Source organism: Sphingobacterium sp. CZ-UAM (assembly GCF_002000245.1).
Classification (GTDB): domain Bacteria; phylum Bacteroidota; class Bacteroidia; order Sphingobacteriales; family Sphingobacteriaceae; genus Sphingobacterium.
In genome coordinates this window covers 15,361-29,505 of sequence record NZ_MTCM01000008.1, presented here as the reverse complement: position 1 = coordinate 29,505, position 14,145 = coordinate 15,361, and the positions used below count along the sequence as shown (strand labels likewise).

13 protein-coding genes are annotated in these 14,145 nt (G+C 39.5%); 8 read left to right on the top strand and 5 right to left on the bottom strand.

Features of this window, described 5'->3' with window-relative positions; all coding sequences use genetic code 11:
• Positions 1-12: 12 nt before the first annotated feature.
• The gene (locus BWD42_RS21890; protein WP_254846301.1) at positions 13-384 is read right to left on the bottom strand and encodes a tetratricopeptide repeat protein; all 372 of its coding nucleotides are present in this window, start codon (positions 382-384) and stop codon (positions 13-15) included.
• Positions 385-856: 472 nt separating this feature from the next.
• Between BWD42_RS21890 and BWD42_RS21885 the strand changes: the two genes are divergently transcribed.
• The 5 genes from BWD42_RS21885 (at position 857) to BWD42_RS21865 (ending at position 6,184) form a co-directional block, all read left to right on the top strand.
• Positions 857-1,594: an electron transfer flavoprotein subunit beta/FixA family protein gene (locus BWD42_RS21885; RefSeq protein ID WP_077438545.1), complete on the top strand. Its 738-nt coding sequence runs from the start codon at positions 857-859 to the stop codon at positions 1,592-1,594.
• Between the two features lie 21 nt (positions 1,595-1,615).
• Complete coding sequence (locus BWD42_RS21880) at positions 1,616-2,590, top strand: electron transfer flavoprotein subunit alpha/FixB family protein (protein ID WP_077438544.1); 975 nt, start codon at positions 1,616-1,618, stop codon at positions 2,588-2,590.
• Positions 2,591-2,789: 199 nt separating this feature from the next.
• The gene (locus BWD42_RS21875) at positions 2,790-3,416 is read left to right on the top strand and encodes a bifunctional nuclease family protein (protein WP_077438543.1); all 627 of its coding nucleotides are present in this window, start codon (positions 2,790-2,792) and stop codon (positions 3,414-3,416) included.
• A gap of 45 nt (positions 3,417-3,461) precedes the next feature.
• Positions 3,462-4,832: a nucleoside permease gene (locus BWD42_RS21870; RefSeq protein WP_077438542.1), complete on the top strand. Its 1,371-nt coding sequence runs from the start codon at positions 3,462-3,464 to the stop codon at positions 4,830-4,832.
• 38 nt (positions 4,833-4,870) lie between these two features.
• A complete protein-coding gene (locus tag BWD42_RS21865; RefSeq protein ID WP_217700115.1) occupies positions 4,871-6,184 on the top strand; it encodes a mechanosensitive ion channel family protein in 1,314 nt (437 codons plus the stop codon).
• A 546-nt stretch (positions 6,185-6,730) separates the two neighbouring features.
• On the opposite strand, the gene BWD42_RS21860 is transcribed toward BWD42_RS21865, so the two are convergent.
• The 3 genes from BWD42_RS21860 to BWD42_RS21850 all read right to left on the bottom strand — a co-directional run bounded on the left by BWD42_RS21860 (position 6,731) and on the right by BWD42_RS21850 (position 10,006).
• On the bottom strand, positions 6,731-8,290 hold the full coding sequence (locus BWD42_RS21860; protein WP_077438541.1) for a calcineurin-like phosphoesterase C-terminal domain-containing protein: 1,560 nt from the start codon (positions 8,288-8,290) through the stop codon (positions 6,731-6,733).
• A gap of 455 nt (positions 8,291-8,745) precedes the next feature.
• Positions 8,746-9,165 carry a hypothetical protein gene (locus BWD42_RS21855; protein ID WP_077438663.1) on the bottom strand — a complete coding sequence of 140 codons (420 nt, stop codon included), beginning with the start codon at positions 9,163-9,165 and terminating at the stop codon, positions 8,746-8,748.
• A 175-nt stretch (positions 9,166-9,340) separates the two neighbouring features.
• Positions 9,341-10,006 (bottom strand): C40 family peptidase, encoded by a 666-nt coding sequence (locus tag BWD42_RS21850; RefSeq protein WP_254846300.1) that lies wholly within the window; start codon positions 10,004-10,006, stop codon positions 9,341-9,343.
• A 200-nt stretch (positions 10,007-10,206) separates the two neighbouring features.
• On the opposite strand from BWD42_RS21850, the gene BWD42_RS21845 reads away from it, so the two are divergent.
• A complete protein-coding gene (locus tag BWD42_RS21845; RefSeq protein WP_077438540.1) occupies positions 10,207-11,103 on the top strand; it encodes an EamA family transporter in 897 nt (298 codons plus the stop codon).
• A gap of 163 nt (positions 11,104-11,266) precedes the next feature.
• Here BWD42_RS21845 and mtaB read toward each other — a convergent pair whose 3' ends face one another.
• Positions 11,267-12,589 (bottom strand): tRNA (N(6)-L-threonylcarbamoyladenosine(37)-C(2))-methylthiotransferase MtaB, encoded by a 1,323-nt coding sequence (gene mtaB, locus BWD42_RS21840; protein WP_077438539.1) that lies wholly within the window; start codon positions 12,587-12,589, stop codon positions 11,267-11,269.
• Between the two features lie 157 nt (positions 12,590-12,746).
• On the opposite strand from mtaB, the gene BWD42_RS21835 reads away from it, so the two are divergent.
• Together BWD42_RS21835 and BWD42_RS21830 are read left to right on the top strand one after the other, a co-directional pair.
• Positions 12,747-13,568: a thymidylate synthase gene (locus BWD42_RS21835; RefSeq protein ID WP_077438538.1), complete on the top strand. Its 822-nt coding sequence runs from the start codon at positions 12,747-12,749 to the stop codon at positions 13,566-13,568.
• Positions 13,569-13,640: 72 nt separating this feature from the next.
• A complete protein-coding gene (locus BWD42_RS21830) occupies positions 13,641-14,135 on the top strand; it encodes a dihydrofolate reductase (protein WP_077438537.1) in 495 nt (164 codons plus the stop codon).
• Positions 14,136-14,145 lie beyond the last annotated feature (10 nt).

The window sequence follows — 14,145 nt, the reverse complement described above, 5'->3', positions numbered from 1 at the left end:
ATTTAGAACGGATTAAAATTCATCGTCCTCATCTTCTACTAAAAATGATAAAGCTCCCTGTAACTCTCCCAATGCATGGAAATTACGGCTTTTACGAGCAATTTCAATCCCATTTTTATAGGTGATGATTGCAACTTCCTGTTTGTCCATTTTTTCATATAATTTTCCCAGATGATAATATGTTCCCACATAATCGGGATGCTGCTTTATCAGTTGCTCAAATCTCGCCAAAGCTTCCTGCTCATCTTGCTGCTTCAAATACTCCGCAGCAATCGCGTATTTTAAAAAAGGATCTTCGGGGCTCTCTTTCAAAAATTCTTGGAGTTGATCCAATCGTGTTGACATATCTTTTTTTATTTCAAACTTAACTAAAATTGCCTTCATCTGTCAACAATTATTTTAATGTCTGCGTAAGGGTTATATCCTGAATTGAATCGCATACTCGTTTTTGCCAGGATTACATAAGAGAAAATCGGAGCTCAGTATAAAAAGTGTTTCCTTTTTCAACTTGACGAAACATATAACAAGTTAGAGCAATGATTTGTGCATTATTGAATATCCAATCCGAGAGGCTGAGGAATCCACCGATTTAAAAAAAATACTATGCTAGCATACAAAATGACACTATCCTGACGCAAGATTTTCATTAAAAAAAAGAGCATTGATTCAATAAAAAATTAACAAATTCAATTAAATACGCGCACAAAATTACGAATACAACAAAAACAACTGCATTTATCGACCATAAATTCAAAATAACATAACATTAAAAAGAACTAGCAAGCCACAATTTTAAGAAGGCGGGGGCTTTTTATTTGACAGAAAATATGGTAAGTTTGGGTAAAACCAATCGTATATGAAAATATTAGTTTGTATAAGTAATGTCCCTGACACTACATCGAAGATCACTTTTACAAATGACAACACTGCCTTTAATACAGCTGGGGTGCAGTTTATTATAAACCCTTATGATGAGATTGCCCTTTCAAAGGCAGTTGAATTGGCTGAAGGTGGAAAAGGAACAGTGACTGTCATCAATGTTGGAGATGCATCCACCGATGCGACCATCCGCAAAGCATTAGCTATAGGCGCAGACAATGCCGTACGTATTAATGCTGTTCCAAGAGACGCCTGGTTTGTAGCCAATCAAATTGCAAATTACGCTAAAGACAATGCTTTTGACCTGATTTTGACCGGACGGGAATCCATCGATTATAATGGTGCTCAGGTCGGTGCAATTGTTGCCGAATTACTGAATATACCATCCGTTTCAATTGCCAAAAAGGTTGATGTCGCTGCTGATGCGGTCAGTATAGAACGTGAAATAGAAGGCGGAAAAGAGGTCTTAACCGCTAAGCTTCCAATTGTTGTCGGCACGGCTGAGGGAGTCGCTGAGCCTAAGATCCCAAATATGCGCGGGATAATGAGTGCGCGTACCAAACCCTTGGATGTGCTGGAGCCATCTACAGTGGATACGCTTTCCCACATTGTCAATTATGAGACGCCGGCTCCACGCGGCACTGTAAAACTCGTCGATGCTGCAGAGGTGGAAAAGCTGGTTTCCCTGCTACATGATGAGGCCAAAGTTATTTAATCATTAAATTCCGAAAAAACTATGTCAATACTAGTATATGTAGAAAATACCGATGGAAAATTCAAAAAGTCTGCTTTTGAAGTAGTTTCTTATGCGAAAGCCATCGCCGATAATACAAACACTGATCTTGTCGCCATTTCTATCGGCAATGTCGCTCAGGAAGAACTTGCTGCCCTGGGCAATTATGGAGCATCCAAAGTACTTACAGTCAATAACGAGCAACTCGCCTCTTTCGTCAATCAGGCTTATGCCAGTATTATCGCTGAGGCTGTAAAGAGTACAGGGGCAAATCTGCTTGTGCTGTCTAATTCGTTCTCGGGTAAAGGCCTAGCCCCGCGGATTGCGGCAAAACTCCATGCGGCACTTGCAGACGGTGCATTAGCCTTACCAACAATCGAAGGCGAAAAACTAACGGTTAAAAAGACCGCATTTTCCAATAAAGCATTCGCCACAGTAGAATTGACGGCAGCAACCAAGGTCATTGCCCTTAGTCCCAATGCCTATGAGACCAAGGAAACCGGAGGTCATGCGGTAGTAGAATCATTTACGGCAAATGTCACCCAAGCCGACTTTTCGACGATTGTTAAAGAGATTGTTCGTGCTACAGACAAAGTTTCGCTACCAGAAGCCGAAATCGTTGTTTCCGCAGGGCGTGGATTAAAAGGTCCTGAAAACTGGGGGATGATCGAAGAGTTAGCAGATGTTCTTGGTGCTGCCACAGCCTGTTCAAAACCTGTTTCTGATGCGGGATGGCGTCCACATTCTGAACACGTGGGCCAGACGGGTATCGTTGTGAGCCCTAATCTGTACATCGCAATCGGTATCTCAGGTGCCATCCAGCATTTGGCTGGAGTCAGTTCTTCGAAAACAATTGTTGTCATCAACAAAGATCCCGAAGCACCATTTTTTAAAGTAGCCGATTACGGTATCGTTGGCGATGCCTTCGATGTTGTCCCCAAATTGACACAGGCTTTAAAAGCTTACAAAGGCAGTTAAACTTTATTAACATATTTTTCTCCCCATTCATAAAAAAATGAATGGGGAGTTTTTATTTGCCCTTGCATATTTACTATTTTCCTGATAAAAAGGTCTTGATTACGAACGAGAGGACGATAAATTTGTTTGACAAGTAACGCAATTATAATTGCATATAAAAGCAAATTTATCTAAGTTTGTAGACCGCTTTGGAATTAAAATGAAGAAAATCAGATTAGATATCGTTGGTTTATCCTATAGTCAAACACAATCTGGGGCCTATGCCCTTGTATTGGGAGAAGTGGAGGGCAACAGAAGATTGCCCATCATTATTGGTAGCCATGAAGCCCAAGCGATTGCTATTCGGATAGAAAAAATGATTCCAAGCCGTCCCCTTACGCACGACCTATTTCAATCTTTCGCGGAATCTTTCGGCATTAAACTCGTTGAGGTACTTATCTATAACCTGATTGAAGGTATTTTTTATGCGAAGATTATTTGTTCTGACGGCAATAAAATAGTCGAAATTGATGCCCGTACCTCCGACGCCGTTGCTTTGGCTGTTCGATTCGAAGCCCCGATTTACGCCTACGAATTTATCATGTCATCTGCAGGAATTATTATTGAGGGACATGAATTCGCATTTTTGGAAAATCTGGACAAAGCGAACAAAGTACAAGACCCTAATATGGTTGAGATCGAAGAAAAGGCTCCTTCCAAATCTCCTAACAACCCTTTTTCTTCGTTGACGGACGAGCAATTGGAACAGGCACTCAACCAGGCATTAATGGAAGAGAATTACGAGCAAGCAGCCTTGATTAGGGATGAGATTTCTAAAAGAAAATAACTCCTCTCACTAAAGCGAAACAAAAACTCTAAATAATATCGTTTTATGTCTATTAAATTAAGATTGACCATCATGAGCTTCTTTCAGTTTTTTGTCTGGGGAGCATGGTTGATTACAATAGCTAACTATTGGTTTGGCACAAAGCAATGGGATGGCACCCAATTCGGCGCTATCTTCGCGACAATGGGAATAGCCTCGTTATTTATGCCAACACTGATGGGGATAATTGCAGACCGCTGGATAAATGCTGAAAGACTATATTTTATCCTGCATCTGTGTTATGCTGCTGTTCTTTTTTATCTACCGGAAGTCAATGACCCCAATACTTTTTTTTATGCGATGCTCGCAGCGATGTGTTTCTATATGCCGACCCTGGCTTTATCCAACTCAATTGCTTATACTGCATTGAATGAAAACAACTACGATCTGGTCAAGGCATTCCCCCCTATTCGCGTATTCGGAACCATTGGATTTATTGTCGCGATGTGGATCACAAATCTAACAGGTAATAAAGCAACTGCCTACCAATTTTATATTGCTGGAACAGCAGCCTTGGCCTTAAGTCTCTATGCCTTTACTTTACCCAAATGTCCGCCTAAAAAATTACAACAGGAAAATGCTTCTTGGACACAATTATTGGGCTTAGAAGCATTTAAATTATTTGGGAACTATAAAATGGCTTTGTTCTTTATATTTTCCATGTTTTTAGGAGCTGCATTGCAGTTGACCAATGCCTATGGAGATGTGTTTCTTGACGAATTTAAATTCTACCCGAAATTTGCCGAATCTTTTGTTGTGAAATATTCAACAATCATTATGTCGATTTCACAGATATCAGAAACACTTTTTATCTTGGCAATCCCCTTTTTCCTAAAGAGATTTGGGATAAAGAAAGTTATGCTGATCTCCATGTTTGCCTGGGTATTACGTTTTGGACTGTTCTCATTCGGAGATCCTGCCGGTGGCCTATGGATGATCATTCTTTCCTGTATCGTTTATGGAATGGCGTTTGACTTCTTCAATATTTCAGGTTCATTATTTGTGGAAACATCGACAACATCAAGCATACGGAGTTCTGCACAGGGTTTATTTATGATGATGACAAATGGTTTTGGAGCCGTATTCGGCAGTTTTGCTTCCGGATGGATTATCGATCATTTTTTCACCAGAAGCTTTCAGAATGGACAGGATCTTGCCGGCTATTTGGATACAGATATCAACGATACACACTTTCTGGACTTCCTAAAAGAAAAAAGTATCTCGCTATTGCCAGACGGCACACTGAACAATAGTCTTATGCTCAAGGACTGGCATGACATCTGGCTTGCCTTCGCGATCTACACACTGGTTATCGCAGTCCTTTTTGCGCTATTCTTTAGACATAAGCACGAACGTGAGTCGCTAAATTCAAAATAACAAAAAGCCGCAAATGCGGCTTTTTGTATATTTGCAGGATGCAAAACACATCAACGGAATTGTTAACGGACTCTCAATCCCAAATTTATAACTGGACTTTTCAATGGATTAAAAATCTAGGGTTGGACAACCAAACCAATCATTTTATCAACTCCATTATTTTATTATTGCTGGTCATCTTATTTTTGATCATTGTTGATTATTTCAGCAAAAAAACACTGCTGTTACTGACGATCAAAGCGATCCGGCGAAGTGCCAATAGATTTGATGATTTGTTAATCCGGAATAAAACCTTAAAGCTGATAGCCCATTTCGTTCCCATATTAGCTGCGCAATACATCATCCCTATTATCTTTATGGGCTTTCCAAATTGGAAAGAAAATATCAACAAATTATTGGCTATTGCCACCACAATCGTCAGCTTGTTGATTATTCATTCCCTATTAAAAAGTATCCGGGATATCTTACGCACAAAGAAATCCTTTGCCGACAAACCGCTGGAGAGCTACCTACAGGTGTGTCAGATTGTTATGTACTTCATTGGCGGTACGATCTGTTTTTCGATCTTGACAGGCAGTTCCCCTTGGTCATTTCTCTTATCACTGGGTGCAGCCTCGGCAATCCTAATGCTGGTCTTTAAAGACACCATCCTAGGTTTTGTGGCAAGTATCCAGGTATCGGCCAATGACTCGATACGGGTGGGCGATTGGATTGAAATGCCCAAATACGGTGCAGACGGAACCGTCAAGGAAATCAATCTCAACAACGTTAAAGTGCAAAATTTTGACAAGACCATCACGACAATCCCCACACATACGCTGTTATCCGATTCCTTTAAAAATTATAGAGGTATGCAACAATCTGGTGGAAGACGCCTGAAAAGAGCAATCAATATTAAAATCTCCACAATCCGTTTTTTATCGAATGAGGAGATCGAAGGATTAAAGAATATACAGATTCTCCGTCCCTATATCGAAGACCGTGCAAAGACAATCGATGAATTCAACAGTAGGCATCAGATTGATTCTTCCAGTCCAATAAACGGGCGAAAAATGACCAACCTGGGCATGTTCAGGGCCTATGCGCTAACCTACCTGCGTCAGAATCCCAATATTCACAAAACAATGCCGCTAATGGTGCGACAACTGGCATCGACCGAACATGGGGTACCAATCGAACTTTACTTTTTTGTCAATGATATACGTTGGGAATACTATGAAGGGATTGTCTCTGATGTGTTTGACCATCTTTTTGCTGCAACAAAATACTTCGATCTCGAAATCTTTGAAAATCCCGCCTCAGATGATTTTAGACAGTATGTAAGCGCACATAAAATAAGTCTATTGAATTAATAACAATAACAGGCGCTATCCATAAAAACAGTGAAAGGTAATCCGGGGAGATTACCTTTTCACTTTAAAAACAAACTAAATTTTTAGACGTGTTTCACAACAGATCTACACATTAACCCTAACTCTTTATGAATCAAAAATTACTCTACACAAATATAGAGCTGCTATGTTAAGTGCATCTTAAGTTAACTTTAAACTTAAAACAATTCGATAAATAGTTATTTAAATTATTTATTCTGCATCGTTTATCAATAAAACGGTTTCTGCTTGATAAAACCAAAATTCGACCATTCTATCAAACCAATACACTGCTATTAAAAACTGAACGGGTTATCCTTATTCACTGTAAATAGCATACGATTTCAATCGCTATAAATCAAGGGGGCTAATCTGGATTAGAATAGGCATCCAAAAAATCAAGTCAATCTATTAGAGAATGAAATAGCTGAAATGATGTTTTTGGTAAGCGGGGGTAAAATCGCATAAAAATGTGGCTATCCAACCTTTTTTCGGATAGCCCCATTTCCTGAAACAGTAAAGATGTATTTACTTCACAACAATGCTTTTCGTAGCAAAATGTTCCCTGTTAAACATATCGGTAGCCCTGATTTCAAGCTGATATGTTCCAGTTTTAAGTTTCGGCAAATTCATCATCCATAGATGGCTGGATTTTTCTGGGTTGGATGGACGGCGCGTTGTCATCAACTCTTCAGCAGTATCATATTTTGCCAGCGCTTTTAAGAAAGCGGGATCACTCTCGTTAACATATTCCATCTCTTTCCAATCTTCTTGGTTAATTCTATAGGCAACTTTATCGCCTTCCCTACCAATGAAGAAGTTTGCATAAATCGGGTATCTTTTCGTGTACTTCTCCGGTACTACTGACGCGCCATAGATATCGATCTGATAGCTTGCTGGCTTTCCTACGACTTTGTAATCGAAACTATATTGATTACCTTCGATTTTCAACACGGCATAACCCTTTGGTGTACCGTCCCGCATGGTGGAAACCGGAATTCCTTTCTCATTTAGTTCGCCTGAATACCAATCCCCGGATGTGGTTCCGACATTATATTCGTGGTGTGGCTGCTCCTGCTTCCAACCATCTTTCTGTCCATAAAAATATTGACGTTGGAAATGTGTATGTGCTGAAAGTGAAAGTGTATGTTTAAAGGGAGCTAAGATATCAAAAAGACGCTGCCTATCTTCATTGCGAAACACATTCGAATTTTCGTGGTATAACGGAATATGGAAGGAAAGGACAATCAATTTGTCTTTATCCACCTGTTTTAGATCATTTTCAACAAAATCCAATTGATCCTTTCTAAAACCGCCGAGATAACCTTTTCCAGTGCGTGGATTGGGATAAATGATATCGTCCAATACGATAAAGTGTGCATTTCCATAATTAAAGGAATAATTATTGGGGCCAAAAGTACGCTCAAAAGACTCATCTGAAAGACTGTCAGTTTTGGCATCATAATTCATATCGTGATTCCCCATCACATTGTACCAAGGTAGGCCCATCGTCGAAATGACCGATTTATATTTTGGTTGAAGGGATAGATCGTCACCCACCAAATCCCCTAAGCTGATTCCGAATTTAGCGACAGATTTATCAGCGATTTCATTAATGATGCCATCCTTAAAAAATCCCAATTCTTCCTCGGTATAGGCTTGTGGGTCACCAAACACAAAAGCAGAAAAATTAGGTTGCTCTTCCTGTTGATATAAAGCAAAGTTCAAGCTAGCAGGAATTTTCCCTGTCGCCGCAACACCGGGGTATTTTGATGCAGGACTGCCATTGACTTTGTGTATAGAATAGAATTTCGGGTGGTTATTTTCATCAAGGGGCAGGGCATATCCAGAAGGTTTGACAACAAAAATGATATTATCATTTCCAACTGGTAATTGATAGTTACCATCTTTATCTGTAGCAACTACTTCGCGACCGTTGCTGATCGAAACAGATGCTATCCCCTTCTCATTCTTATCTAGTTTTCCATTTCTGTTTACATCGAGAAAAACTTTTCCCTTTGCAAATTCTTGTGCTTGCACTGTCTGGGTCAGCGCCAAAGAAATGGCCAATGCCATAAATGTTTTCATATCGAACGTTAGTTTTGCCGCTAAAGTACCCTATTACCATTAAGACAATATCAATTGAATATAAAGAATTCGTAAACATAAACGCGTATCAAAGAGCGGACAACTTTACAAATAACACTTAATTAGTTCTTATATAATAGGGATTTAAATCGGACTTTATACGTATTTATCCGAATGAGGTCCGAATGAAGTCCGAATGAGGTCCCTATCAAGTCCCTGTTAGTATACTGTTTATTATGAATTTGCCTTCCACTTGATATCAAGTTTTCCCAAAGCATTTTCCTTGAATTTTCTGTTATTATTACATCGAACGTGTTGCTCAATTTCAGCCTTTGCATAAGTATGAAGGGCAATACCGCTCTGTATACAAGAAAATCAACATTAAATTGATAGAAAGAATAAAAAAAGGAGCGACCAAATGATTGGTCGCTCCTTCAAAAAAATAATTATCGTTATTATCTAGCTTGTGCGGTCGCTAACATACGGTTTACTTCGTCTATCATCGATTTCGCGGCATCATGCATCCGTGGGTTGCCTGCAAAGTCTGCATCTAAAGTGACACGTTTTGATTTATCTTTGTAATTATATTCCAGATAAAAACGGGGCACTTTGGAATTAATGGAATCTTTCTTCCACTCTGGACCGGTCATATCTGTATCCAAATTCCAAAATCCTAGCTCCATTGCCTTACGGTGCAGGTACAATAGATCGTCTTTTGTAAACTTTACGGTATCGGTAATTAAAGAATCTTGTTTGTCCAAATATTTATAGATACGCGTTTTTGAATTGTATTCATTGACCATGTGATTCGGTTCGCCATATTTGAATTCAATTGATTCAAAATCAGCAAAACGGAAGGGCGCATTTTTTATCATATTGCTGTAGTAATAAACACAATACATCAAAAATGGCACAATAATACAAAGGCCTAAAAAAATCTTTTTACTCTTTATTGTCATTTCTATAAAATTTTGACAAAAATAAGGATTTATATAGGGTATAAAAGTTTATGTCAAGATATGACATAAAAGCTACATGGATTTCACCTTGTTAGATCTTTGGAGAACCTGCATCTACAAAAGTTCTGGCATACCAGCTATCCGTAAGATCGGAAATAATAACCCCTTTGCGTGTGGATACATGTACAAATTTATTATTGTGTAAATACACACCCACATGGTCTATTCCATTTTTACCAAAGGAAAAAAACACCAGGTCACCCTCCTCTAGTTTTTCAGGTTTCTTTCTTTTTACGATACCCTCCATATCTCGGGATGTCCGTGGGAGATTGCCTTTATACACTTCAATATATAGCAGATTGACAAATCCGGAGCAGTCCACACCACGTTTGGTCTGCCCGCCCATGCGATGTGGTATACCCATCCAGTCATCTATAAAAGAATAAAGCTGCGGGTTTAGTTTTTTGACACTTACATTCAGTAAAGAAGCGTAATTATTAAGACTGGAACCTGAAAAGGTTTTCCCGCGTGCCGAGCTTGCATCTGTCAGCACTGAGCCATTGGAGGAACGGGATCCCGAGGTCATTACTTTTTTCTTCGTTGAACAGCTGCTCAAGAATAGTAGTGCGCTTAAAAAGAAGATAAAATAAGACTTTGCAATCATGCTGTACGATTTACTTTCCTGCAGGACAAACTTAAATAAATTGCCCTTGATATACAACCTATTTACCTCCTTCGTAAAAAACAATTTATTCATTCGCTCTATTTTATTCAAATACGATCAGTAGCAAAAAGATGATTCCATAGATCCGGCAACCATTATTGTTTCACTTTCTTTAAAGTCTCAATAGATACCTCATCAATAGTTCCGGGTTTATCATTTTTCCTTACCAAGAACGTCGGATCGGAAAAAGAATTGTCCAGAAATCGTAACTTTGCCGCCTAATTTATTTGAGAATGGAAAAATTAAAAGGTGCATTAGCCGTCTTTTTAGGTGCGAGCAGTTTTGGGATATTATCAACATTTGTAAAAAAAGCATATGGCCAAGGACTTACTTTGGGAGAGGTAACAGGTATTCAGGTATTATTTGGAATGCTTATGCTTTGGCTTATCTTTATAGCGATCAAGTTATTTTCTGGAAAAACCTTCCAATCTTCAACTAAAAAATCTTCATGGATAAAAATCTTAATCAGCGGCACATCAACAGGGCTGGTGAGCGTCTTATACTATAAATGTGTGCAGCTGGTTCCCGCTTCACTGGCTATTGTTCTGCTGATGCAGTATATATGGATAGGCGTAGTCATTGAGTTTATCTTTTTCAAAGCAAAGCCATCAAAAAATAATCTGATCGGCATCGGCATTGTACTGCTTGCAACATTATTCGCCACAGGTCTCATCGAAAAGGGATTGGAAGATCTCAATTTAACCGGCCTACTATTTGGAATTCTGGCTGCAACGGCTTATTCTGTTTTTATGATCGTGAATGGACGCGTAGGTAATGATTACCATCCGATACAAAAGAGTGCAATCATGGTAACAGGTTCCTGTATTTTGATTTTCACCTTATTTCCACCGACCTACTTATTTAATGGTCGATTTGATGGTAATTTTCTACATTTTGGATTGATACTATCGCTATTTGGCACCGTTATTCCACCATTGCTATTTGCTTATGGTTTGCCAAAAACGGGCTTCTCCTTAGGTGGAATATTAAGTTCCGCGGAATTGCCTGTCGCCACCTGCATGTCCTATTTTATATTACATGAATCCGTTTCGTTTGTACAATGGATCGGTGTTCTTTTGATTTTGGGTACGGTGATCTGGTTAAATGCTGCGAAAAGCAGTTCACACTAATCAAAAATATTTATTTAAAACATGATGACAGGTATTCCCTACTCTAATATCTAACGGAAAACCAACAATCGTCTAAGAAGAAGGAAATAAAGCTTTGGATCATGAAAAAGGGGTAATCTTCTGAAAGATTACCCCTTTTTATTCTATATAATTCGGTCAGGAACTAATGTGCCAATGTCTCTGGAACTTCTTCTACCTCTACTTCACAGGTATCTGTGACTTCCATAAATTTAACGGGTACAACTTCGTTCACCAATAATGGATCATACAACGTCCTCACCTTGACATAATTTTTGGAGAAACCGTGCATATAACCATCTTTTTCATCTGCTTCGAAGAGGACATCTCCCTGGGCGCCAAGCTGTGATTCATAAAAGGCGCGACGTTTCTTCTCTGAAAGAATATGTAACATCTTACTTCTATCACTACGCTGTGCTCCCGGTACTGCTCCTTCCATTTGAGCTGCAATCGTATTTTCACGCTCAGAATAGGTGAAAACGTGCAGATAGGAAATATCCATATTATTCAGGAAATTATAAGTATCTAAAAAGTCCTCACGTGTTTCACCCGGAAATCCAACAATCACGTCAACACCAATACAACAGTTCGGCATTAAAGACTTGATAAATTCCACTCGTTCGGTATACAGTTCGCGTTTATATCTCCGACGCATCAGACCCAAAATCTTATTGCTTCCGGACTGTAATGGCATATGAAAATGTGGAACAAATCTTTTGGATTGCGCTACAAACTCGATGATATCGTTTGAAAGAAGATTAGGTTCTATAGAAGAAATACGTATCCGATCGATACCTTCAACCTCATCCAGCGCCTTTACCAAATCCAGGAAGCGGTCTTCGCGTTTACCATCGCGGATACCAAAATCCCCGATATTAACACCTGTCAACACAATTTCCTTTACACCCGAAGCCGCAATTTCTTCCGCCTGTTTCACAATCTCTTCAATCTTTCCTGAACGGCTTCCACCACGTGCCAGGGGAATTGTACAGAATGTGCAGGAATAATCACATCCATCCTGAACTTTTAAAAAGGTACGGGTACGATCACCAATGGAATAGGCTGATACAAATTGATTGGTTTCATCAATCGGGCCATTATAAACAATTGTTTTTTCCTGTTTGGTCAAATCATTGATATGTTCAATGATATTAAATTTCTCGGCAGCTCCCAATACCATGTCCACCCCTGGGATCTCTGCGATTTCCTTTGGTTTTAGCTGGGCATAACAACCTACAATAGTAATATAGGCATTCGGAGAGTGCTTTAAAGCTTCCTTGACCACTTTTCTACACTTCTTGTCAGCATTGTCCGTTACAGAACATGTATTGATTACATAGACGTCCGCACGGCTATTGAACGCTGTTGTATCATAGCCCGCTTCCTTAAATAAACGTCCTATGGATGATGTCTCCGAATAATTCAGTTTACATCCAAGTGTATAAAAAGCTACTTTTTTATTCTCCATAATATTTTGCAAAATTACATTTTTTTTCAGTAACCCTTCTTATCATTTTAAGTTTTGACTTTCTCGTTATAAGGATTTTCCTTAGTTTTGACTATCTTGAAAAGTCTTAGGCGCTAGAAGATTTAAAGATTAAGCATTTAATAAATACAACGTACAGATGAAACAATATTTAGATTTACTCAGACATGTATACACGAATGGTGTTGTAAAAACGGATCGTACCGGTACCGGTACCAAGAGTGTCTTTGGGTATCAGATGCGTTTCAATCTTCAGGAAGGATTTCCTTTAGTAACCACAAAGAAGCTGCACCTTAGATCCATCATCCATGAGCTGATCTGGTTTCTGAAAGGCGAAACCAATATCCAGTATTTGAAAGAAAATGGAGTAAGCATCTGGGATGAATGGGCAGATGAGCAGGGCAACTTAGGCCCGGTTTACGGTTCGCAATGGCGCTCGTGGCCAACGCCTGACGGTCGTCATATCGATCAGATCACACAGGTGATCAACCAACTAAAAAACTCACCGGATTCCCGTCGAATCATCGTCTCAGCATGGAATGTTGCCGAGATTGAACATATGGCCTTACCTCCGTGTCATGCTTTCTTTCAATTCTATGTAGCACCGGCACAACCTGAAAAGGGGATTATGAAACCCCAATTGTCCTGTCAGCTTTATCAACGTAGCGCTGATATATTTTTAGGCGTACCTTTCAATATTGCTTCTTATGCGCTGTTGACAATGATGGTGGCGCAGGTCTGTGATATGGAAGCCGCTGAGTTTATCCATACATTGGGCGATGCACATATCTATAGCAATCACTTTGAACAGACTGAACTACAGTTGAGCCGCGATCCAAAGCCTTTGCCTCAAATGAAGATAAACCCCGAGGTAAAAGACATTTTTGATTTCAAATTCGAAGATTTCGAATTGTTAAATTACGAATCACATCCACATATAAAGGCTCCTGTTGCGGTTTAAGAAGGCCTTTAGGAAGCTTTTCCTTGCATGATACCACTTTACACAAAATACGACTAATCTACACGACACAAGATGAGTAACCCAACGATCACATTAATCGTAGCTGCTTCGGAAAATAATGCGATCGGCATCAATAACCAGATGCCCTGGCATTTACCCAACGACTTTAAATATTTTAAAAGAAATACCATTGAACATTCGGTCCTGATGGGCAGAAAAACCTTTGAGTCAATAGGAAAAGCCTTACCCGACCGAAGAAATATCGTCATCACACGTAATGCAGATTTCCAAGGAGCAGATATCGATGTTGCCAACAGCATCCAGGAAGCCCTTTTATATTGCCGCGATGAACGTGAGGTATTTATCATAGGTGGAGCTAATATCTATCAACAAGCCTTACCGCTGGCAAACAAGGTGCTTTTGACCCGTGTACACACAACGATCCAAGGTGATGCGTTTTTTCCTGCATTATCATCGGAAGACTGGGAAATGATTTCTGCGGAACCGCATCAGGCAGATGATAAGCATGCGTTCAGCTATACCTTTGAGGTATACAAAAGAAAATAACCATTGGAAT